Annotated in this window: 19 protein-coding genes; 8 read left to right on the plus strand and 11 right to left on the minus strand. The window is 74.2% G+C overall.

Annotation, left to right across the window (positions count from 1 at the left end):
• Window positions 1-18: 18 nt before the first annotated feature.
• Window positions 19-1050 (minus strand): beta-ketoacyl-ACP synthase III, encoded by a 1032-nt coding sequence (locus MQV74_RS33730; protein WP_242726525.1) that lies wholly within the window; start codon window positions 1048-1050, stop codon window positions 19-21.
• Between the two features lie 259 nt (window positions 1051-1309).
• Between MQV74_RS33730 and MQV74_RS33735 the strand changes: the two genes are divergently transcribed.
• The 5 genes from MQV74_RS33735 (at window position 1310) to MQV74_RS33755 (ending at window position 6470) form a co-directional block, all read left to right on the plus strand.
• Complete coding sequence (locus tag MQV74_RS33735; protein ID WP_242726528.1) at window positions 1310-2665, plus strand: beta-ketoacyl-[acyl-carrier-protein] synthase family protein; 1356 nt, start codon at window positions 1310-1312, stop codon at window positions 2663-2665.
• A 67-nt stretch (window positions 2666-2732) separates the two neighbouring features.
• Window positions 2733-3152, plus strand: coding sequence for a DUF6041 domain-containing protein (locus tag MQV74_RS33740; protein WP_242726531.1), 420 nt, complete (start codon window positions 2733-2735; stop codon window positions 3150-3152).
• A gap of 9 nt (window positions 3153-3161) precedes the next feature.
• Window positions 3162-4070, plus strand: a complete 909-nt coding sequence (locus MQV74_RS33745; RefSeq protein ID WP_242726534.1) for a DUF6206 family protein — start codon at window positions 3162-3164, stop codon at window positions 4068-4070.
• A 47-nt stretch (window positions 4071-4117) separates the two neighbouring features.
• On the plus strand, window positions 4118-5350 hold the full coding sequence (locus tag MQV74_RS33750; protein ID WP_242726536.1) for a RedV protein: 1233 nt from the start codon (window positions 4118-4120) through the stop codon (window positions 5348-5350).
• A 445-nt stretch (window positions 5351-5795) separates the two neighbouring features.
• The gene (locus MQV74_RS33755; protein WP_242726538.1) at window positions 5796-6470 is read left to right on the plus strand and encodes a response regulator transcription factor; all 675 of its coding nucleotides are present in this window, start codon (window positions 5796-5798) and stop codon (window positions 6468-6470) included.
• Window positions 6471-6597: 127 nt separating this feature from the next.
• On the opposite strand, the gene MQV74_RS33760 is transcribed toward MQV74_RS33755, so the two are convergent.
• The 4 genes from MQV74_RS33760 to MQV74_RS33775 form a co-directional block, all read right to left on the minus strand.
• Entirely contained in the window at window positions 6598-6918 is a 321-nt protein-coding gene (locus tag MQV74_RS33760; RefSeq protein ID WP_242726540.1) for a RedY protein, read from the minus strand.
• 81 nt (window positions 6919-6999) lie between these two features.
• On the minus strand, window positions 7000-8190 hold the full coding sequence (redW, locus tag MQV74_RS33765; RefSeq protein WP_242726542.1) for an L-prolyl-[peptidyl-carrier protein] dehydrogenase: 1191 nt from the start codon (window positions 8188-8190) through the stop codon (window positions 7000-7002).
• On the minus strand, window positions 8187-11021 hold the full coding sequence (locus MQV74_RS33770) for a polyketide synthase (protein WP_242726544.1): 2835 nt from the start codon (window positions 11019-11021) through the stop codon (window positions 8187-8189). Before MQV74_RS33770 ends, redW begins: the two co-directional genes overlap by 4 nt.
• Window positions 11022-11206: 185 nt before the next feature.
• On the minus strand, window positions 11207-11992 hold the full coding sequence (locus tag MQV74_RS33775) for an AfsR/SARP family transcriptional regulator (protein ID WP_242726547.1): 786 nt from the start codon (window positions 11990-11992) through the stop codon (window positions 11207-11209).
• Between the two features lie 322 nt (window positions 11993-12314).
• On the opposite strand from MQV74_RS33775, the gene MQV74_RS33780 reads away from it, so the two are divergent.
• Genes MQV74_RS33780 through MQV74_RS33790 form a run of 3 tightly spaced genes read left to right on the plus strand, consistent with a single transcriptional unit; the run spans window position 12315 to window position 14405 of the window.
• On the plus strand, window positions 12315-12971 hold the full coding sequence (locus tag MQV74_RS33780) for a TetR/AcrR family transcriptional regulator (protein ID WP_242726549.1): 657 nt from the start codon (window positions 12315-12317) through the stop codon (window positions 12969-12971).
• On the plus strand, window positions 12968-13621 hold the full coding sequence (locus tag MQV74_RS33785) for an ABC transporter ATP-binding protein (RefSeq protein ID WP_242726552.1): 654 nt from the start codon (window positions 12968-12970) through the stop codon (window positions 13619-13621). Before MQV74_RS33780 ends, MQV74_RS33785 begins: the two co-directional genes overlap by 4 nt.
• On the plus strand, window positions 13608-14405 hold the full coding sequence (locus MQV74_RS33790) for an ABC transporter permease (protein ID WP_242726554.1): 798 nt from the start codon (window positions 13608-13610) through the stop codon (window positions 14403-14405). Before MQV74_RS33785 ends, MQV74_RS33790 begins: the two co-directional genes overlap by 14 nt.
• A gap of 33 nt (window positions 14406-14438) precedes the next feature.
• Here the strand turns inward: MQV74_RS33790 and MQV74_RS33795 are convergent, their stop codons facing one another.
• The 6 genes from MQV74_RS33795 to MQV74_RS33820 all read right to left on the minus strand — a co-directional run bounded on the left by MQV74_RS33795 (window position 14439) and on the right by MQV74_RS33820 (window position 21691).
• Window positions 14439-15899 carry a cysteine desulfurase gene (locus MQV74_RS33795; RefSeq protein ID WP_242726557.1) on the minus strand — a complete coding sequence of 487 codons (1461 nt, stop codon included), beginning with the start codon at window positions 15897-15899 and terminating at the stop codon, window positions 14439-14441.
• Window positions 15886-17298, minus strand: coding sequence for a family 2B encapsulin nanocompartment shell protein (locus tag MQV74_RS33800; protein ID WP_242726559.1), 1413 nt, complete (start codon window positions 17296-17298; stop codon window positions 15886-15888). The genes MQV74_RS33795 and MQV74_RS33800 overlap by 14 nt, the downstream gene beginning before the upstream one ends.
• Before the next feature lie 287 nt (window positions 17299-17585).
• Window positions 17586-18647, minus strand: a complete 1062-nt coding sequence (locus MQV74_RS33805; RefSeq protein WP_242726562.1) for a mechanosensitive ion channel family protein — start codon at window positions 18645-18647, stop codon at window positions 17586-17588.
• Between the two features lie 142 nt (window positions 18648-18789).
• The gene (locus tag MQV74_RS33810; protein ID WP_242726564.1) at window positions 18790-19689 is read right to left on the minus strand and encodes a hypothetical protein; all 900 of its coding nucleotides are present in this window, start codon (window positions 19687-19689) and stop codon (window positions 18790-18792) included.
• A complete protein-coding gene (locus MQV74_RS33815; RefSeq protein WP_242726566.1) occupies window positions 19686-20708 on the minus strand; it encodes an SPFH domain-containing protein in 1023 nt (340 codons plus the stop codon). Before MQV74_RS33815 ends, MQV74_RS33810 begins: the two co-directional genes overlap by 4 nt.
• A gap of 170 nt (window positions 20709-20878) precedes the next feature.
• The gene (locus MQV74_RS33820; protein ID WP_242726568.1) at window positions 20879-21691 is read right to left on the minus strand and encodes an SAM-dependent methyltransferase; all 813 of its coding nucleotides are present in this window, start codon (window positions 21689-21691) and stop codon (window positions 20879-20881) included.
• Window positions 21692-21897 lie beyond the last annotated feature (206 nt).

Genomic DNA, 21897 nt, shown 5'->3' on the forward strand with positions numbered 1-21897 from the left:
TGCGCGGGCCCCGGGCCGTCAGGCGCGGTCGAGCCGCGGCCAGGTCAGTACCGTCGAGCCCCAGGTGAGCCCGCCGCCGAAGGCGGTCAGCAGGACCCGCCCGCCGACCGTCAGGACGCCGTCCGCGTGCGCCTGGTCCAGGGCCAGGGGAATGGAGGCGGCGGCCGTGTTGCCGACCTCGGCGATGTTGCTGAAGCAGCGCCGGCGGGGGATGCCGACCTCGTCGGCCACGTGGTTGGTGATGCGCAGGTTGGCCTGGTGGCCGACCAGGTGGTCCACGTCCTCGGGCCGCAGGCCGGCCCGGCCGAGGACGGCGCGCGCCGACGCGGACATCCGCCGCACCGCGTGCCGGAACACCTCCTTGCCGTCCATCGCGAAGTAGTGCTCGCGCGCCGCGGCCGCCACCCCGGACAAGCGCTGGCGCGAGCCGCCCGCGGGCACCGTGATCAGGTCCTCGCGGCCGCCGTCGCTGCCCAGGTCGAACGGGCCGAGCGCGCCCGGCTCCGCCGCCTCGCCCGCGCGCAGGAGCACCGCGCCCGCGCCGTCGCCGAAGATGACGGCCGTGGACCGGTCGTCCGGGTCGAGCAGCGTGGAGAACGTCTCCGCGCCGATCACCAGGACCCGGTCGGCCGCGCCCGCCGCGATCAGGCCCGCCGCGCTCGCCAGGGCGTACACGAACCCCGTGCAGACCGCCGACACGTCGAAGGCAGCGGCTCCGGTCAGACCGAGCCGCGCCGCCACGACCGGCGCCGTCGCCGGACACGGCCGGTCCGGGGTGGTGGTGGCGAGCAGCACGGCGTCCGCGTCGGGATGGCCCGACGACTTGAGGGCCTTGGCGCCCGCGCCGACCGCGAGGTCGGAGGTGGCGGTGCCGGCCGGGGCGAAGTAGCGCTGCCGGATGCCCGTGCGCGAGCGGATCCACGCGTCCGAGCTGTCGAGGCGCTCGGCGAGCTCGTCGTTCGTGACGGCGGTCGGCGGCAGACAGCCGCCCACTCCGGCGAGGACCGCGGCCCGGTGCGGCGGCGGGTGGCTCGGTGGCGGTGCGGTCACGCGTGCTCCTCGGTCTCGTCTGGTACGCCGACGGCAGGACGCTGAAGCTGACGTCGAGTCTCGCGGGGCGGGCTGACGGGACGGGGCCACCCGTGCTGACGGGGCGCTGACCGCTCGCTGATCGACCCCGCCCGGGGCGCGCCGCAGCGGCCGCGTGCCCGCGCGGTCAGCCGTCCGTCAGCGCCGTACGCGGTCCCCGGTCAGCCGCGGCCCGCAGACTCGACCCAAGCGACCGAGAGGTGGGGCGCATCCGATGGGCATGACGCACGCAGGACCGGCCGTCCGGCACGGCGGACACGACGGGGCCGCCGGGGCCGCCGGGCCCGCGCGCCCGCTGCCCGGCGCCCCCGCCGAGCACCCCACCCCGCGTCCCGCCACCGGCGCCGCGGCCCCCGAGGGCGACGCCGTGGTGGTGACCGGGGTGGGGCTCGTCACCGCCGCGGGGATCGGGGCGGCCGCCACCTGGGCGGGGGTGTGCGCGGGCGAGTCCGCGGCGGCGCGCGACCCGGCGCTCGCGGGGCTGCCCGTCGACATCTCCTGCACCGTGCCCGGGTTCTCGCCCCGGCGCCACGTGGGGCGGCGCAGCGCCCTGACCCAGGACCGGTTCAGCCAGCTGTCCGTCGCGGCGGCGCGCGAGGCCGTCGCGGACAGCGGCCTCGACCCGGCGACCTGGGACGGCGCCCGCGTGGGGGTCGTCGTCGGCTGCGGCCTCGGCGGCGTCGCCACCTGGGAGGCACAGCACCGGCGGCTCGTCGACGACGGGCCCAAGGCCGTGTCGGCGCTGCTCATCCCCATGCTCGTACCGAACATGGTGGCCGGGCACCTGGCGATGGACCTGCGGGCCACCGGGCCCAACTTCGTCACCGCGACGGCCTGCGCGTCCGGCGCCACCGCCATCGGCACCGCGCTCCAGCTGCTGCGCGACGGCAGTTGCGACGTCGTGGTCGCCGGGGGCGGCGAGGCCGGGGTGTCCCCGCTGATGGTGACGGGCTTCGCGCAGATGGGCGCCCTGTCCCGGCGCGTCGACGAACCCGCGGCCGCCTCCCGGCCGTTCGACCGGGACCGGGACGGCTTCGTCATCGGCGAGGGCAGCGGCATGCTCGTCCTGGAGCGCGCCGCCGACGCCCGCGCGCGCGGCGCGGCCGTGCGGGCCCGCATCGCCGGGTACGGCGCGTCGGCCGACGCGTACCACCTGACGGCCCCCGACCCGCAGGGCACCGGCGTCCTGCTCGCCCTGCGCACGGCCCTAGCCCGCGCGGGCGTGATGCCCGACGAGGTCGACCACGTCAACGCGCACGGCACGTCCACGCCCCTGAACGACGCCGCGGAGGCCGCCGTGCTGCGCAAGTTCCTCGGCACGGGCCCCGCCGTCACCTCCACCAAGGGCGTCCTCGGCCACACCCTCGGTGCGGCCGGGGCGATCGAGGCCGCGCTCACCGTCCTCGCCGTGCAGCACGGCACAGTCCCGCCGACCGCCAACCTGCGCCACCAGGACCCCGACATCGACCTGGACGTCGTCACCGGCGCGCCGCGCGAGCGCCCCGTCGAGGTCGCCGTCAGCAACTCCTTCGGCTTCGGCGGCCAGAACGCGGTCCTGGTGGTGACGGCGGCATGAGCCGGGCCGCCCGCGAAGGCCGGAAAGGGGCGGGCCGCCCGGCCGCGGCCGGAGGAGACTCACCCTCGTGTCCGGCCGGAACCTGCTGCTCCAGCGTGTCCTCGGCGTCCTCTACGTCCTCGCGGGACTCGCCAAGTTCGTCCCCGGGATCGAGTCGGTCGAAGGCCGCCTCGACGCCGCGGCCGACGCCAACGAAGGGCTCGCCGTCCTCGGGCCGCTCAGCGACCGCCTCGCCGCGCACCCGAGCGCCGTCGCCGCCCTCGTCGGCGTGGCGATGGCCGCGAGCGGAGCCGTCCTCGTGGCGGACTGCGACCGGCGGCTGGTCGTCGCGGCCCTGTGGGCCCAACTGGCCATGCTGGCCTGCTTCGTGGCGGTCCTCGTCACCAGCGTCCCGCAGATCCTCCTCTTCGACGCCGCCTTCGTCGCCGCGGGCGGGCGGCTCCTCCTGGTCCACGCGCGCGTCCACACCCGCCGGACACCTGAGTGAGGACACCCCATGACCTTTCGGCACCCCCCGGCCTTCCCGCTGCCGCGCGCCGAACTCGACGACCTGGAGCGGCGGGTGCGGCACGCCCTGCGCACCGCCGACGACAGCGCGCTCGACGTGCTCGGCCACGGCGAGATCACCCTCGTCCTGCGGCTGCGCACCGACGCGGGCCCCTTCGCCTGCAAGCGCCTGCCCGCCTTCCCCGACCGGGCCCGCTTCGACCGCTACCGGGAGGGCCTCGACGCGTATCTGCGCCGCCTCGCCGACCGCGGGCTCACCGTCGCGCCCACCGAGGTGTGGCACACCCCCGGCCCCGGCGGGCGGATCGTCGCGTACTGCGTCCAGCGCGAACTGCCGCCCGAGCGGCTGTGCTCCCGCCTGCTGCACACCGAGGGCGAGGCCTGGGCGAAGAGCTTCTTCGTCCGCTTCCTCGACCGCGTCGAGGCCGCCGTCGGCCCCACCACGGGCCTGGACGCGCAGGCCTCCAACTGGATCGACACCGACGGCGAACTGACCTACCTGGACGTCACCACGCCCCTGATGCGCGACGCCCGGGGGCGCGAGGAGCTCGACGTACGCCTGTTCTTCACCTCGCTGCCGTGGATCCTGCGCGACGCCGTCCGCCTGGCCATGGCCAAGTCGATCTTCGACAAGTTCTACGAGACCCGCGGGGTGCTCCTGGACTTCCTCGGCAACCTCCACAAGGAACGCCTGGGCCCGCTCGTCCCCGCCTTCCTGGAGGAGGCCAACGCCCGCCTGGCCACGCCGCTCACCGCCGACGAGGTCGCCGCCTACTACCGCGCCGACGCCCGGATGTGGGAGCTGATCCAGCGGCTGCGCGCAGCCGACCGGTTCTGGCACCGCAAGGTCCGGCGCCGGACGTACCCGTTCCTGCTGCCGCCGCCCGTGGACCGCTGACCCGCGCCGCCGAGGAGACCTGGGGAAACCCGAGGAGTGCGACACCCATGACCGCTGACTGGACCCGGGCGCCCCGCACGGCCGCCCCCGCCGTGCCCACGGAGCCGGGCTTCGAGGCCGCCCTCGACGACGCCGTGCGCGTCGCCGCGCTCAGCCCCTCCTCCCACAACTGCCAGCCCTGGGCCGTGGCCTGGGCCAGAGGGGGCGACGCCCGCGCCGCCGCCGCACGGGCCGTGGGCGGGACGGCGGAGGCCGCCGACCAGTACCTCGTCCTCGCCCTCGACCGCGAGCGCCGACTGCGTGCGCTGCCCGCCCTGCACGTGGAGATGCTGATCAGCTGCGGCGCGTACGCGCAGCTCCTGCTCCGGGCCCTCGGCGCGCGGGGGTGGACCGTGGACGCCCTGCGGTACGCGCCCGGAGCCCTGACGCGGCCCCTGGTCGCCGACTGGCCGTGGGCGCGGCCGGGCCCCGCCGACTGGCCCCGCACCTGGGCGCCGCTGGGCGTGGCACGGCTGCGCCACGAGGCCGGGGGAGCGGCCGAGGACCCGCGTGCCCTGCGGGCCACCGCCGCGGCACGGCGCACCCACCGCGCGCCCTACCGCCGCGAGCCCGTCGCGCCCGAGGTCCTGGACCGCCTGGCGGCGCCGACGGACACCGCCCTCGCGCGGGACGCGGACGTGAGTGTGCGCCATCTGACGTCGGACGCCGACCGCGCCGCACTCGCCGCCTTCGTGGCCCGGCACGCCGGACGGGACTTCAGCCACGGCCCTGCCTGGCGCGAGACCCACTCCTACCTGCGGTTCAGCGCCGCCGACGCGGCCGCGCGCGGGGACGGCTTCACGCTGGAGGAGTTGTTCGGGCCGCTGTCCCGGCCGCACGAGCGGGCGCGGCGGCTCGCGCTCGCGCCCACGACGATGCGCCTGCTGCGGCACGTCGGCTACCCCGGTCTGCTCGCCCGGCAGCTCGCGCGCATCGTGCGCCCCACGCCTGCCCTCGCCGTCCTGAGCCTCACGGGTACGCGGCCGCCGACGCTCGCGGACGGCGTCAAGGGCGGCGCACGAGTGGCCGATTACTGGCTGGCCGCCACGGTGGCCGGACTCGCCTTGCACCCCATCAGCGCCGTCCTTCAGCACGACGACCTGCGGCGCGCCCTGGAGGATCGGTTCCGCATTCCGGGACAGGCGATATTCCTCAGCAGGCTGGGCCGCCCCACCACGGGTGTATCGGCCTTCCCGCGCTCGCACCGCCGCCCCGCACACGCGCCCCTGCGGACGATCTGACATTTCCCCCGCGAGGTTTCGAGCCATTTTCATGCTTCTTCCAATAAAGCTCCCCCTGATGCCAGTTGCGCGCACATACTGTTGCAGTGCGGACGGAATATTCCGCGTCCACGTGCCTGCACCGATTCCGGAGAGGAGACGCGGCGGCCCGGGGTGAAGCGCACCATCGAAGAGCAGCCGGGTCCGATAGCGCGCAGCAGCGACGAGGGGTACCCGAAGGCACATGGTCGTGTCATTCAAAAAGGGGGCGGCGAGATGGGGCACTGCTGCAGGGGGCACCTGCCGGACGCGGGCACGAGGCCGGCGCGGCCGGCCCGCGCGGGCGTGATGCCGTGACATGTGACGCCGTGACATCCGTGACACGTGACACCGTGACGAGGGGTGCGGCCCGGCCCGCCCGCCGCCGCGGCCCGCGCCCGGACGAGATGCGGTGAGGCGGCGAGGCATGAAGATCCGCGTCCTGGTGTGCTGTGATGAGTCGATCATGTCCGCCGCGATGCGCGCGCTGCTCGACCAGCAGCCCGACATCGAGGTCATGGGCTTCACCACCGGCCGTGAATCCGCCGCGGCCGTCGCCGAACTGGCGCCCCACGTCATGATCGTGGTGGCCCCCGCGCTCGGCTTCGAGGACAAGAGCGAGCTGGCGGAGCTGGCCGCCCTGACCAAGATCATATTGATCACCAAGGCCGAGGCCGCGCACCGCTCCGTCGAGGCCCTGTGCATCGGCGTACGCGCGGTCCTCGCCCCGGACTCCTCCGCGGACGACCTGATCCACGTGCTGCGGACGGTCAGCGCGGGCGCCACGATGGTGATGCCCGCCGCCGCCCGGCGCACCCTGGAGCGCCTGCCGCAGCAGGGGATGTCCCGCCGCTCCGCGCGCATGGCGGCGGACCTCACCCCCCGCGAGTCCGAGGTGATGGTGCTGCTCGCCCAGGGCAAGTCGAACGCCGAGGTCGCCGAGAAGCTCTCGGTGTCCATGGCGACCGTCAGATCCCATGTCCACCACGTGCTCCGAAAGCTGGGTGTCGGCACACGCGCCCAGGCCGTTGCCATTGCTTATGAAACCGGATTGATGGCGGCAATTGGGCGGACCGCTGAATTCCGCGGCCAAGAAGGATGAACGGGCCGGGTGTTCGCCTCCGGGAGTGCCGGACACGGCGGTCGCGGATCCAGGAGTCGAGCGATATTCACCGGAGGTTGCTTTCCCGGTTCCTGGTTCCCGGACCCCCTGCCGTGGGCCCGCCCCATCATTCGGCCCGGTAACCTGCTCCCACCCGTTCCCCGGACCACTCGTCGACCACAGCGGCCATCTTCTCGAAATCGGCGACAAGGCGGCGGAATGGCTCCGACCGCATATTGCGTTCGAACTCCGCCGCGCTGGTCACCTCGATGATCTCGAAGTACTCGACGGCGCCGCCGCCCTCGCCGGAGGCCCGGCGCTGCACGCCGAACGCGCGGACAGCGGACAGTTCCGGACAGGTCGCATAGTCCACGTCCCGCACCCAGGACTCGAAGCGCTCCGGCGCCACGCCGTCGTGCAGCCGGATGCGGTGAACGATGACCGCCATGGTGAGGCGTCCTCTCTCGATTCTCGGCGTCCCGGGATCACGGTGTCCCGGGACCACGGCCCTGGGACCACGGTCCTGGGATCACGGTGTCCCGGCTCGGCGGCGGGTGCCCGCGCGGCGGCTGCCGCCCAGGCCGAGCGCCCGCGCGATGTTGTTCTTCTGGATCTCGTTGGTGCCGGAGAAGATGCGCGAGGGCAGCGCGTCCCGCAGCAGCGTCTCCGCCTCCCCGCTCACCACGCCGAGCGCGCCCCGGAGTTGGACGGCGTCCAGGCCGACGCGCACGGCCGCCTCGCTCACCGCGAGCTTCGCGAGCGCGGGCGCCACCTCGTCCTCACTGCCCCGTGCCAGCCCCCACGCCGCCTTGTACAGCAGCAGCCGCGCCGACTCCACCGCGAGCGTCATGTCGACGACGCGGTGGCTCACCGCCTGGAAGCCGCCGATCGGCACCCCGAACTGCTCGCGCTGACCCGCGTACGCGACGGTGGACTCCAGGACCCGCCGCATCGCGCCGAGGTAGGCCGCGAACAGACAGGTGCGCTCCCACTTCATGGAGCCCGCGAACACGCTCGCGCCCGCGCCCTCGGCGCCGAGCACGGCGCTCGCGGGCACCACGCAGCCGTCCAGGCGCACATCCGCGGTCGGTGAACCGCACAGGCCCACCTTGTCGTACGGGGGTCCCACCGTGAGACCCGGAGTGTCGGCCTCCACGACGAAGGCGGTGAGGCCGAAGTACCCGCCGCCGGGCGCCGTCGCCGCCTGCACCACGAAGACGTCGGCGACCGGCGCGTTCGTCGTGAACGCCTTCGCCCCGTCGAGCACGTACGCGTCGCCGTCGCGCACCGCGCGGGTGCGCAGCGCGAGGGTGTCCGAACCGGCCTCCGGCTCGGTGATGCCGTGCGCCGCGATCCGCTCGCCCGAGCACAGCGCGGGCAGCAGGGCCCGCTTCTGCTCCTCGGTGCCGAACTCGACGACCGGCATCACCGCCGCGAACAGGTGCGCCGCCACGGAGAAGGCGAAGCCCGTGTCCGGGCAGCCGTAGCCGAGCGCCTCCATCACCGCTGCCGCCGTCACCGCGTCGAGGCCGCTGCCGCCGTAGCGCTCCGGTACGACGCTGCCGACCAGGCCCTGTGTGCCCGCGAGCTGCCAGCGCCGCCGGAACTCCGCCGGGTCCGGGGCCCCGGCCGCGGGCGGCGGCCCGCCCAGGTCGCGGCGCGCGAACCGCTCGACGGCCTCGCGCATGTCCTCGGTGTCGTCGTCGAAGGCGAAGTTCATCGCGGTCCTGACCCCTTCTCGTGGCGCGCCCGGTCCTCCTCGACGAGGACGTGGTAGTTGATGCCGCCGGTGCCGAAAGAGCTGACGGCCGCGCGCCGCGGCCTGCCGGGCGGGCGCGGCCACGGCTCGGCCCGGGTGGCGATCTCGGCCGGGATGGCGGCGAGCCCGAGCGCCGGATTCAGCGTGCGCAACAGGGTGTTGGGCGGCAGCGTGCCCGCCCTGAGCGCGAGCAGCGTGCGCAGCAGGCCCGCGCTGCCCGCCGCCGCGAAGGTGTGCCCGAAGAACGACTTCGCCGAGCCGATGCGCAGCGCGCCCGCGCGCGGGCCGCCCGCGTAGAGCCGGGCCGCGGCGGCGATCTCGACCCGGTCGCCCACCTTGGTGCCGGTGCCGTGCGCCTCCAGATAGTCCACGGTGCAGGGCTCGAAGTCCACCTGGGCGAAGGCGCGTTGCATGGCCCGCACCTGGCCCGCGACGTCCGGGGCGATCAGCGACTTGGCGTCGTTCGAGGCGCCGACGGCGCGGATCACCCCGTGCACGGTGTCCCCGTCGCGGCGCGCGTCCTCGTACCGCTTCAGCAGGAAGAGCCCGCAGCCGTCGCCCGGTGTGAAGCCGTCGGCGGCCGCGTCGAACGGCGCGTTCCTGCTGTGCGAGAGCAGACCGAGCGCGGAGCACAGGACCATGTCCCGTGTGGTGCAGGCCAGTTCGACGCCGCCCGCGACGGCGAAGTCGGCGGTGCCCGAGCGCAGCGCGCCCACGGCGACGTCGAGGGCGGCCAGGGAGGACGCGCAGGCCGCCTCCACCGCGAGCGGCACCGCGCCGAGGCCGTACTCGTTGGCGAGCAGCGCGGCGACGCCGCTGGCCAGACAGCCGTCGAGCAGGGCGGGCGACGGCTCGGCCGCGTCGCGCGCGGTCCGCTCGCGCAGCCGCTCCAGGAGCTTCTTCTTGCGCAGTGCCGAGAGCCCGTCGAGCGCGGGCAGCGCCGCGACGGTGTCCTCAAGCCCTTCCAGGAACAGGTCGGTGTGGGCGCGCCGCTCCTTCGTCAGGCCCAGCGTGGTGCCGACGGCGACCACGCCGCGCCCGGCGAGGGCGCGCCGCCCGGCGAACAGCTCCGCCGCGACGTCGAGGGCGAGCCGCTGCGCGCCGTCCATCGCCGCGTACCGCAGCGGCAGGACCGCCAGGTCGTCCGGCGGCTCGTCGGGCACCGGCACGTGGCCGCCCTGGTCGGTGTACGAGTGGGTCAGGCTGAGCGAGCCGGGGCAGTGGTAGAGGTCCCGGTCGAGGACGTGGTCCGGCACCGGACCGATGCGGGTCCGGCCCGAGCCGACGACCCGCCAGAACGCGGCGGCGTCGGGCGCTCCGGCGAACCGCCCGCCGAGCCCGACCACCGCGACCGGCACCGCCCGCGGCCCGCTCCGGGAACGGGCGCGGGGCCCGGCCGGGGCGGGGCCGCGGTGCTCTTCGAGGACGAGGTGGCAGAAGGTCCCCGTCAGGGAGGACCCGTGCACGACGGCCCGGCGCGGCGTCCCGGGGCGCGCGACCCACGCCTCACCCGCCCGCGCCCGCCGAAAGGGCGCCTCCACGGGCTCGGTGCCCTCCACGGGCTCGGTGCCCTCCACGGGCTCGGTACCCTCCACCGGCCCGGCGTTCTCCACCGGCGGCCCCGGATAGCGCCCCTCGCGCAGCCCCCGGGCGACCCGGCTCACCGACGCGAGCCCGGCGTGGGCGAACGCCCGGCCCTCGCCCATGCCGAGCACCACCGCCCCCGGCGCGCGTCCCGCGTGCAGCCGGGCGAGGGCCTCCCGTTCGGCGGCGGCCTCCCGGGGTGCCGCGGAGCCCGCGCGGACGACGTACTGGACGGTGTCGGGCGCCGCGCCCGCGGCCCGCAGCGAGTCGGCGGCCGCCTCCTGCCGCAGCGCGACGGAGTGCGAGTGCCGGAAGGTGCCGGGGCGCGGGTCGTGCCGCAGCGTGCAGTCCAGGACGGTGGCGTAGACGCGGTCCCCGTCGCGTACGGCCGTGGAGAGCCGCTTCAGGAGCACGGCGCCGACGCCCTCGGCGACGGGGTGGTCCGATGTCTCGCCCGGCGGCGGTGCCGAGCCCGAACGCGGCGCGTCGGCCGCACCCCGCGCGCCGTCCGGCTCCGCCGCGGACGCGCGCCCGCCGCCGGGGCCGTACACCCCCTTCGCCGCGAGCGCCCCGGCGACGAACGGGCTCTCGCGCCGCTGCCCGGCCAGGACGAGCACCGCGTCCGACGCCTCGGCGCGCAGCTGGTCCACCGCGTGCGCGAGCGCCACGAACGACGTCGCCTCGGCGGACTCCACCGCGAGCGTGCGGCCGCGCAGCTTGAAGGCGGCGGCGATCCGCGCCGGGATCGTGCTCGCCATCTCGCCCACGCGGTCGTGCGGCGAGCCGCCGAGGCGGGGCGCGAGCCGCTCGCGCAGCTCGGCGGCGGCCCGCGCGGCCCGGTCCGGCGCCGCCCCCGCCACGCGGGCGGCGCGCTCCACCTCGCGGGCGTACCGGGGGAGTTCGATCCGTACGGCGTTGGCGTGCTGGCGGTCGAGGGCGAAGCAGAGGCCCGTGACGACGTCGGTGCGCTCGGCGGGCAGCGGCCGCGCGGGGTGGCCCGCGTCCGCCAGACAGCGCCGGGCGGCCTCCAGCATCAGGAGCTGCATGCGGTTCATGGACCTGGCCTGCATCGGGGGGATGCCGAACCGGGCGACGTCGACCACGACGTCGTCGAGCCCGTCGGGGTCGAGTTCCGCGAGCCCCACGATCGCGAGGGGCTCGCCGGGCCGCGCGGGAGTGGCCCGGCGGGCTTGCCAATCGGACGTCATGTCGCGGCTGCTCCTGCGGTTGTCGGGGCCCCGCCGGAGAGCGGGAAAGGAATGCGCGGCCGCATAGGGGCGGGCGCCGTGCGTCTCACCGGGGAAGGCCGTGGCGTGGTGACCGCCGTGGCGGATGAGGCGTCATGGGAGAAAGGGAAAGGGCGGGAATGCGTGCGGGCGGTCGCGGGTGCGTTTTATGAGGCGGCGGGGACGGTGGTCAGGGAAAGGGCCGGGTCCTGCGACAGGATTTCCGTGTGGCGGCGCTGGAGCACGATTCCGGGCTGTACGCCCAGTTCCTCGTCGAGCCGGCGGCGTGTGACGTGGAACAGCTCCAGGGCCTCCGCCTGCCGCCCGGTGCGGTACAGGGCGAGCATGAGGAGCTCGCAGAAGCGTTCGCGCAGCGGGTGCTGGGCGACCAGGCGGCGCAGCTCGGCCACCGCCCGCGAGGCGTCGCCGACGGCGAGGCGGGCGCGGATCAGGTCCTCCCGGACCGTGAGCCGCCGCTCGTCGAAGAGCGCGGCGGCGCCCCGGCAGCGCAGCCCGTCGCCGGCGTCGAGCAGCGCGGGCCCCTGCCACAGGTCGAGCCCGGCCCTGAGCAGCTCGATCGCCCGCTCCGGGCGCACGTCGAGCGCCGCGGCACCGCGCGAGGCCAGGTCGAGGAAGGTGTTGCCGTCGACGCAGCCCGGTGGCACGTCGAGCAGGTAGCCGCCGCGCACCGCGCGCAGCACGGTCGTCCCCCGGGGGCGCTCCGCGCCGCTGTCGAGCACCTTGCGCAGCCGGGTGGCGTGCGCCTGGAGCGCGTTGCGGGTGTTGCCGAGGGGCTGGCCCGCCCACAGCTCGTCCGCGAGGTCCGCGTGCGAGACGGCCCGGCCCGCGTCGAGGGCGAGGACGGCGAGCATCGACCGCACCTTGTTGGCCTGGATTCCGTGGCGTTTTCCCCCGGTGGCCACGGAAACAGGTCCCAGAACAGTGATGTGCATGTCGTTCCTCCCCCGATGAACAGCGAAAAGTGCCAGGAGACAGCAGAAGGCGCGGACGGGCGGCGAAAGGCGGCACGGCGGTAGAAGGCTCAGGGGCACCACCGGCCCCGCTCCTTTTCGGTCGCGTACGAGTTTTCCAGGGTCGGGAAGTCGGTGCCATCGACCGCCTGACGGGTTTCCCCGCCGAATGCCGCGTCGATTTTTGGAGTGCCGGATCGGTCATCCGTTGATGCGGGTCGGGGCCTTCTCAACGGATGGCCTCCGGAGGCGGAGGCTCCGGCTCCCTGGACAAGCCATTGAACGAGCGTTTAGTCTGCTGTACATGCGTTCAATGCCCGATGACCGCACGACCCGGGCGGTCATCCGAGACGAGGCCCTGAGGCTGTTCGCCGCACAGGGCCCCGACGTCGTCACCGTCCGCCAGATCGCCACGGCGGCGGGCGTCTCCCCGGGGCTCGTCGTCCACCACTTCCGCTCCAAGGACGGCCTGCGCCAGGAGGTCGACCAATACGTCCTCACCGTCTTCGAGCAGCTGCTCGGCGAGCTGACGGGGAGCGAGGGGCCGGACCTGTTCGAGGAGTCGGCGTCCGCCACGGCGGGCTCGCTCGGCGAGGTCTTCCTGCGCCATCTGCCCGTCGGCTCACCGCTGCCCGGCTATCTGCGCAGGCTCCTGCTGTCCGACACGGAGGCGGGCCGCGGCCTGTTCCACCGCCTGTACGCGATGAGCAGGGAGACCCTGGACGGCCTCGCCGAGGCCGGCGCCGCCTCGCGGGGCAGGGACCCGCAGGTGCGTGCCGCGCTGCTGCTCGTCAACGACCTCTCGGTGTTCCTGCTGCGGGAGCAGCTCACGGCGGTCCTCGGCGTCGACCCGCTCTCCGCGATGGGCCTGGCCCGCTGGGGCCCCGAGCTCCTGAGCATCTACGCGGGCGGGCTGAACGCGGAGCCCACAGCACCGGAAGCAGAAGGAGGCCAGGCATGACCGCAAGGCCAGAGCCCGCACTCACCGCCCGGGACATCCACAAGGCGTTCGGCAAGCACCAGGTCCTGCGCGGCGCCGACCTCACGGTCGAACGGGGCCAACTGGTCGCCGTGGTCGGTGAGAACGGCGCGGGCAAGTCCACCTTCCTCAAGGCCATCGCGGGCACCCTGCGCGTGGACCGGGGCGAGGTCCGGCTCGGCGGGGAGCTCGGCTACTGCCCGCAGGACCCCGTGCTCAACGCCAACCTCACCGTGGACCAGCACGTGCAGTACTTCGCCGCCGCCCACCGCCTGAGCGGCCTGGGCCGCGCCGACGAACTGGTGGAGCTCCTCGGCTTCGAGAAGTACCGCGGCACGCCCGCGGGCGACCTGTCCGGCGGCACCCGGCAGAAGCTCAACCTCACCCTGGCCCTGCTCCACGATCCGGACGTCCTGCTCCTCGACGAGCCGTACCAGGGCTTCGACTGGGAGACGTACCTGCGCTTCTGGGACCTGGTCGACACGCTGCACGAGCGCGACAAGGCCGTCGTCGTGATCACCCATCTGGTCTTCGAGCAGGAGCGGTTCGACGTCCTCGCCGACCTCGTCGACGGCCGTCTCGCACCGCGCACCTCCGAGGAGGAACGGGAGCGCCGCCATGCCGCAGCTTGACGTCTTCACGGACCGGCCGCTGTACGGGCAGTTCCCGACCGCCCTGCGGTTCTCGGTGCGCGAGCAGAGCCGCAACCGCCTCGCGGCCCTGCTCCTCGTGCTCTTCGTGCCCGTCTGGTACCTGCTGATGACCTCGATCGCCGGGGACAAGGCCCTGGACTTCAAGCTGTACGCGACGGGCGAGGTGCTGCACGTCGACGGCAGGCACATCACGCTGATCACCGCGGGCCTCAACTCGCTCACGATGATCTCCGGCTTCGTCGTCTTCGACGCGGTGCGCAAGGCCCTCGCCTTCGACCGGCGCCTGGCCTTCGCCGGATACCGCCAGTCCACCCTGATCGGCGCCAAGATGCTGGCCATCGGCATCGTCGCGGGCACGATCGCGCTCTACACCGCGCTCGCCCTGCTGCTCTACTGGCGCCCCGGGTTCACCGGCTGGGCCACGATCCTCGCCGGGTTCCTGGCCATGACCCTCACCTACGGCTCGCTCGGCCTGGTCCTCGGCGTCCTGGTCAAGAACGACCTGGAGGGCTTCTTCCTCATCATCATGGGCGGGCTCACCGACACGTTCCTGCAGAACCCGCTCGGCAACCCGGCCGCCAACAAGCCGGTCCTGCAGTACTTCCCGTCGTTCGGGCCGATGCAGTTCTCCGCGGGCGGCGCGCTCGGCGACACCGTCCTGTGGCGCTACCTCGGTCTCGGCCTGGCATGGGCGGCGTTCTTCGCCCTCGTCGGTCTGGTCGTCTTCCACTTCAGGACCCGCAGCCGCCGCCCCACGCGGTGACGGCGGCCCGGGCCCCGGGCGTCCCCGCGCCGCTCAGGCTCCGGCCTGCAACCGGCGCAGGGACGCCACCAACTGGTCCACCTCATCGGAGGTGTTGTAGAGCGCGAACGACGCGCGGGCCGCGGACTCCAGGCCGTAGTGCGCGAGCGCGGGCTGCGCGCAGTGGTGACCCGCGCGCACGGCGATCCCGTCCCGGTCGAGCCAGTCCGCGACCGAGGCCGGGTCGTGGCCCGCGAGCGTGAAGGTGAGCACCGCGATCCGCTCGGCCGCGGAGCCGATCACCTCAAGGCCGGGGACCGTCGCCATGGCCTGCGTCGCGTACGTCATGAGCGCGTTCTCGTACGCGGTGACGGCCTCCCGGTCGAAGGACCGCAGCCAGTCGATCGCCGCCAGGAGCCCGACCACACCGGAGATGTGCCCGGTGCCCGCCTCCAGGAGGTGCGGCACCGGCGCGAACGTCGTCCGCTCGAAGCTCACCGACTCGATCATGTTGCCGCCGCCCTGCCACGGGCGCATCGCCCCCATCATCTCGGGCGTCATGTACAGCGCGCCGATGCCCGTCGGGGCGAACAGCTTGTGCCCGGAGAACACGTAGAAGTCCGCGCCCAACCGCCGTACGTCCACCGGCATGTGGGCCACCGCCTGCGCGCCGTCCACGAGGACCCGCGCGTCGTAGCGGTGGGCGAGCGCGGCCATCTCCGCGACCGGCGGCACGGTGCCGAGGACGTTCGACGCCTGGCTGACCACCACGAGCTGGGTGCGCGCGGAGAGCAGGTCGGCGTACGCCTTCTGGTCGATCTCCCCCTCGGGCGTGAGCGGCACCGGCACCACGCGCGCGTGGGTCTCCTTCGCCAGGAGCTGCCACGGGACGATGTTGGAGTGGTGCTCCAGGACCGGCACGAGGATCTCGTCGCCCGGTTGCAGCACGGAGCGGCCCCAGCTCTGTGCCACCAGGTTGATGCCCTCGGTGGTGCCCCGGACGAAGGCGATGTTCTCCGGCGACGCCGCGCCGAGGAACTCCGCGACCGCCGTGCGGCCCGCCTCGTACAGCTCGGTGGCCTCGCGCGCCATGGTGTGCGCGCCCCGGTGGATGTTGGAGTTGGCCGCGCCGTAGTACGCGGAGAGTGCCTCGATGACCTGGCGGGGCTTCTGGGTGGTGGCTCCGTTGTCGAGCCAGACCAGGGGGTGTCCGTTCACCGTCCGGTGCAGGATCGGGACGTCCTTGCGGGCCTGCTCCGGGGTGAAGCCGCCGGGCGCGGTGGCGGGCAGGGCCGCGAGGGCGTCCTCGGGGGCCGCCGTGGGCACCGGGGCCGGAGCGGCGGGCGTTCCGGCGGGCACCGGGGCCGGGACGCCGGGCACTTCCGCCGGGGCGGCGGGCACGTCGGCCGGTACGGGCGTCGGCACGGCCGCGGGCGCCGGTACGGGCGTCTGCGCGGGGGTCTGCGCGGGTGCCCGCAGCAGGGTCCTGAGGTCGGGAACGTCAGGAGTAGTCATGGTAGTTGTTCACCTCGACGTTCTGGAGCACGGCGATGGCGTCCTCGACCAGGACCGCCGTGTTGAAGTACGCCGTCATCAGGTACGAGGTGATGCCCTTCTGGTCGGTGCCCATGTTCCGCATGGACAGACCGGGCTCGACCTCGTCGGAGACCTCCCCGGGACGCAGGCCCACGACGCCGCGGTCGGCCTCGCCCAGGCGCATCAGGAGGATCTCCGTGGTGCCGACGGCCGCGGCCGAGCCGCTGGCGCCGTCCGCGCGTACGCCGTTGCTGAAGGGCACCTTGTCGGAGGGGATCAGCGGAACGCCGCGCCAGGTGAGCAGCGGGCTGCCGAACCTGTTGTCGGTGACCGGGGGCACGCCCCGCCGCGTACACTCGCGCCCGAACGCGGCGATGGCCTTGGGGTGCGCGAGGAAGTAGCCGGGCTGCTTCCACACCCGGGCGAGCAGCTCGTCGAGGTCGTCGGGCGTGGGCGAGCCGGTGCGGGTCTGCACGCGCTGGCCGGGTGCCACGTTGTGGAAGAGGCCGAACTCGGGGTGGTTGAGCAGCGCGGCCTCCTGCCGCTCGCGCAGCGCCTCGATGGTGAGCAGCGCCTGCTGGCGCGTCTGGTCGAAGTCGCCGCTGTACACGTCGTGGACGCGGGTGTGCACGCGCAGGATCGTCTGCGCGAGCGTCATGTGGTACTCGCGCGGGGTGTCCTCGTAGTCGACGTACGTGGCGGGCAGGTCGACCTCGCCGACGTGGCCCGACGTGAGGTCGACGGGCACCTCGGAGCCGGGCCGCAGGCCGTTGCCGGAGGCGTAGGCGGCCAGGGAGCCCCGTACGTTCTCGTCGCGGTCGGCGAGGGCGGCGAGCGCGCGGCGCTCGGCGCACAGGGCGAGACCGGGCGTGAGGGCCTGCACGCGGTAGGGCGTGGCCTCCTCGCGGGTCCAGGCGCCGAGGTCGAAGAACTGGCCGTCACCGATCACGTCGATGAGCTGTTCCTCGCCGTAGCGCCCGGTCACGCGCTTCTCGGCGCGGCCCTGCACGATGATCCACAGGCGGTCGGCGGGGTCGCCCTCCTGCGCGAGGACCTGTCCGGACTCGAAGCGCACCTCGGTGAACGCGTCGGCGAGTTCGGTCAGGAGGGACTCGTCGGCCTCGCGCAGATAGGGCAGTTCGCGCAGGTCGCCGGGGACGACGCGGGGCGAGCCGCCGTCGCTGTGGGTGGCTATGCGGTCGTCGCCGAGCACGAAGGTGCGGCGCCGGTTGACGCGGTACACACCGGACTTGAGGTCCACCCACGGCAGTGCGCGCAGCAGATAGCGCGGGGTGGTGCCGAGCATCTGCGGTGCTGTCTTGGTCGCGGTCGCGAGCTGCCGTGCCGCATCCGGTGCGAGCGAAAGGCGGTCGTTCACGGGGACCTCCCAGGAGGGAAACGAAGAGCGGGATCGGGCAGGGCCGATCGTCTTCTCGTGGCCCCATGACCACAAGGTGTGACTTTTCAATCACTTTTGGTGTTCGGCTGGAAAAAGCCGAACTTGGGAGCCGATGGCGGGCCGGTCCGGCCCGGTACGGCGGCAAAGCCCTGCCCCGCTCGCCCGGCCGGACACCTGCACTCGGCATATGCGGCCAAATATGCCCCCTTGCTAACCTTTTGCGACCCCTAAAGCGCCGCTTATGCAAGGGCTTTCGATAAGTCCGGTCAGCTCCGCTGGTGGGGGATGGCCACCGGCAGCTCGCCCTGGCGGACGGTCACGGTCCGCGTCGGCGCGGGGACCGGAATGCCCTCGGCCCGGTAGCGGCGGTGCAGCCGCTTGATGAACTCGTGCTTGATCCGGTACTGGTCGCTGAACTCGCCCACGCCCAGGATCACCGTGAAGCCGATCCGGGAGTCGCCGAAGGTGTGGAAGCGGATCGCGGCCTCGTGGTGCGGCAGGGCGCCGGTGATCTCGGTCATCACCTCGTCGACGACCTCGATGGTGACGCGCTCGACCTGGTCCAGGTCGCTCTCGTAGCCGACGCCCGCCTGCACCAGGATCGACAGCTCCTGCTCCGGCTGGCTGTAGTTGGTCATGTTGGTGCCGGCGAGCTTGCCGTTCGGGATGATCACGAGGTTGTTGGAGAGGTTGCGCACCACCGTGTTGCGCCAGTTGATGTCGACGACGTAGCCCTCCTCGCCGCTGGTCAACCGGATGTAGTCACCGGGCTGCACGGTCTTCGCGGCGAGGATGTGCACGCCCGCGAAGAGGTTCGCGAGAGTGTCCTGGAGTGCGAGCGCCACCGCGAGACCGCCGACGCCCAGGGCGGTGAGCAGCGGCGCGATGGACACGCCGAGGGTTTGCAGGACGACGAGGAAGCCGATCGCGAGCACCACGACGCGCGTGATGTTGACGAATATGGTCGCCGAGCCCGCCACGCCCGAGCGCGACTGGGCCAGGGACTTGACGAGCCCCGCCACGATCCGCGCCGCGGTGACCGTGGCGGCGAGGATCAGCAGCGCCGTCAGGACGAGCGTGACGTTGCGCCCGGTACGCGGCGTCAGCGGCAGCGCGGCGGCCGCCGCGGCCAGGCCCGCGACGATCGCGGCGCACGGCACGATGGCGCGCGCGGCGTCGACCATCACGTCGTCGCCGCTCCACCGGGTGCGGGTGGCGCGCACGCCGAGCCAGCGCAGCGTCGTCCGCGAGAGCAGCGCGGCCGCGATGCCGCAGACCACGGCGATCCCGGCGAACATCAGGTCGTGCAGGGTGAGGGCTCGGTCCATCAATGGGCTCCCGTGGTCGGCCGGTTCGCTCCGTGTCCGGTGGCGCGTACCTCTTCGCGCGATGACACGGCCGCCCATCCTGCCCTACCCGTACGACCCCTCCGCACCGGGCCCCACCTGCGATCTTCCCGTCGGCTGAGCCTCAGACGACCAGGCGCAGCGCCCCCTGCGCCACCCCCGCCCGCACGCTCTGCCCCCAGCCGAGCTCCAGGGCGTCGTTCTCCATGCCGTCGCCGAAGACGACGAGGCGGTCCGACTCGGCGGTGAGCCACAGGCGCTGACCGGCCGCCAGTTCGCCGCGCACCAGGGTGGTGCCGGTCGTGGGCGAGGGCCAGGCCTCGCGCACGCACCACAGCAGGCGGGGGTCCGTCGGGCCCGGCGGCCGCGGGGCGCCGTCCGGGCGCGGCCACAGCGACCGCAGCCAGCCGGTGGCCCCGGTGCCGGTGCCGATGACCACGCCGGACGAGGCCTGGGCCTCCGGGCCCGAGGGGTCCGCCGTGGAGCCGATGCGGTAGCGGGCGGTCTGGTGCCCCGCGGCCCCGACGTAGATCTCGTTGAGGGCGCGCAGGCGTCGGCCGTCGTCGGTGACCGCCTCGGCCATGGTGAGCTCCTCGGCCCCGGGGGCGCCCGCCGCCGCGTGCGGGAGCAGCTTCGCCGTGTCGCGGGCCCGGTGCCGCACCAGGACGCCCGGGTTGCGCCCCGGCTCGGCGTCGACGCCGATGACGGGCTGGCCCGTCAGGTATTTGGCCGCGTTGGCGACGAGCCCGTCCTGCCCGACCACGACCACCACGTCCTCGGGCGCGAACAGGAACCGGTCGAGGTCCGCGCGTTCGACCCGGGTGTGCCGCCAGCGCAGCGGCACCGCGGCCGCCGCGTCGGCGAGGGCGCGCCGGGTGCGCCGGTGCCGCTCGGCCACCTCCTCGACGGGGCGCCCGCGCGAGGACAGGAAGAACGCGGCCTGCCCGTGCGTGCCGTGCCGGGCGATCAGCTCCTCGTACTCGGTGCGCCGGTGCACGAGGACGGCGCGGGGCGCGAGGCTCATGACCGGGCGCCCTCGCCGGAGCCGGAGTTCCGGCCCAGCTTCGCGAGGAGCCCTGTGACGACGTCCGGCGACAGCGTGAGGCTCTCGATGCGCGGCACGTTCTCGGCGAGGCGGGTGGCGGCGAGGGCGTGCAGGGTGGCCGCGTCGGCGCTCGCGTGCGCGGCGAGCCAGGCGGTCTGCGCCGCCGCGCGGGCCTCCCCGACGGCACGGGCCGCCTCCGCCTCGGCCCGCGCGATGCGCACCGTGCGGGCGGCCTCCGCCTCGGCGCGCACGGCGTCGGCGGCGGCGTTCTCCTCGGCCTCGCGGCGCGCGTTGGTGCCGCGCTGCTCGACCAGGCGCTCCTCCTGGCGGGCGAGTTCGATGCGGCTCGCCAGCTCGTTCTCGGCGATGGCGCGCTCGCGCTCGACGGCCACCGCCCGGCGCTCGTACGTGGCCCGGTCCGCGTCCTGCTGCACGCGCTCGCGCGCCGGGGTGCGCAGGGCCCGCTCCACCTCGGGCTCGGGCCGGATCGCGACGACGCGCACGGCGACGACGTCGAGGCCCGTCGCGGGCAGCCGGGGATCGGCCGCGAGGCCCTCGGTGACGCGCTCGCGGACCGCCGTGACCCCGTCGGCGAGCGCGTCCGCGAGCGGCGTGCGGGCCAGGAGGTCCAGGGCGTGCTGCTGCGCCGACTCGGTGAGCAGCGTGGACAGTTGTTCCAGGGGAGCGGACCGCCAGGCGCCGGTGTCCGGGTCCACGGAGAAGTCGAGGCGGGCGGCGGCGAGCGCCGGGTCGCTGATCCGGTACGTCACGGTGGCCTGCACGGTGACGTCCTGGAAGTCGGCGGTACGGGCGTGGAAGAGCACGGCCAACTCCCGGTCGTCGACCGGCACTTCGGACAGGACGGCACTCAGCGGCCGGAACCAGAAGCTGAGCCCCGGCCCGTCGTGGCGCAGCCTGCCGCCCTGGTGGTGGCGGACGTGGGCGGTGGGCGCGGAACGCAGATGGCGCAGGCCGAGGCGCCGGGTGATGTCGGCCATGGTGGGACCTCCCCGTTTTTCGTCACCTCGACGATATTAGGGCACGCTCTTATCGTCAAGGTGACCCGAACTGGCGGGGTGCGCGGAACCGGGGGGCGTCAGGCGAACCGGGGTGCCGCCCGTAGCGGCCCGGTGTTGCCCAGGGGCGAGACGCTGCCGCCCCTCGCCCCTCACTCCTTCCGCCCCACCCCCGCGTACAGCGGCACCCGCGTTCCGTCCCGCGTTTCGTCGACGCCCAGTTCGGGCCGCCAGTCCGGGGGCTGCACCAGGCCCGGTGCGAGGAGCGTGCAGCCGGTGAAGAAGCGCTCCGTGTCCGCGCGCGTGCGCGGCACGAGCGTGACCCCGCCCGTCGTGTACTGGTCCACGGCCTCGCCGACCCACGCGGTCTCCTGGTCGCCCGACAGTTGGGAGAGCACCAGATGGCTGCCGGGCGCGAGCGCGTCGAGGAGGCGGGCGACGATCGCGTGGGCGCCGTCGTCGTCGGTGAGGAAGTGCGTCACGGCGACGAGCGACAGTGCGACGGGCCGCGTGAAGTCCAGTACCTCCGCGGCGCGTTCGAGGATCAGCCCGGGGTCGCGCGCGTCCGCCTCGACGAACGCCGTGGCACCGGCCCCGGTCCCGCTGAGGAGCCCCGCCGCGTGCACGCGGACCAGCGGATCGTGGTCCACGTACACCACCCGCGCCTCGGGCGCGAGGTCCTGCGCGACGCGGTGGAGGTTCGGCTCCGTCGGGATGCCGCTGCCGACGTCGAGGAACTGGCGTACCCCCGCCGGGCCCGCCAGGTGACGCGTCGCGCGCTGCATGAACCAGCGGTTGTGCCGCGCGCCGTACCGGGCGGTCGCGTCGAGCTCCACGATCCGCGTGCCGAACTCCGCGTCCGCCGGGTAGTGGTGGGTGCCGCCCAGGAACCAGTCGTAGACGCGGGCGGGGTGCGGCCTCCCGGTGTCGGTGCCGTCGGCGGCGTCGAAGGGTGCTGCTGCCATGCGGTAACTCCTCAGAGGTGCGGGGGCGTTCGGACCACCGGCGGGGCAGGAGCCTGTACGCGAGAGCCCGTGAGCAAGAGTCCGTACGCCCCGAGTCCACACGCGAAGGCCCCGTACGCGAAAGTACGCGCGCGGGGTCTTCCCGGCGCCCGCTCTTTCTGCAACTCTCCTACCAAATCCCGGCGGCGACGGGCTCGCGCCCGCCA

This window comes from Streptomyces sp. AN091965 (genome assembly GCF_022698285.1).
Classification (GTDB): domain Bacteria; phylum Actinomycetota; class Actinomycetes; order Streptomycetales; family Streptomycetaceae; genus Streptomyces.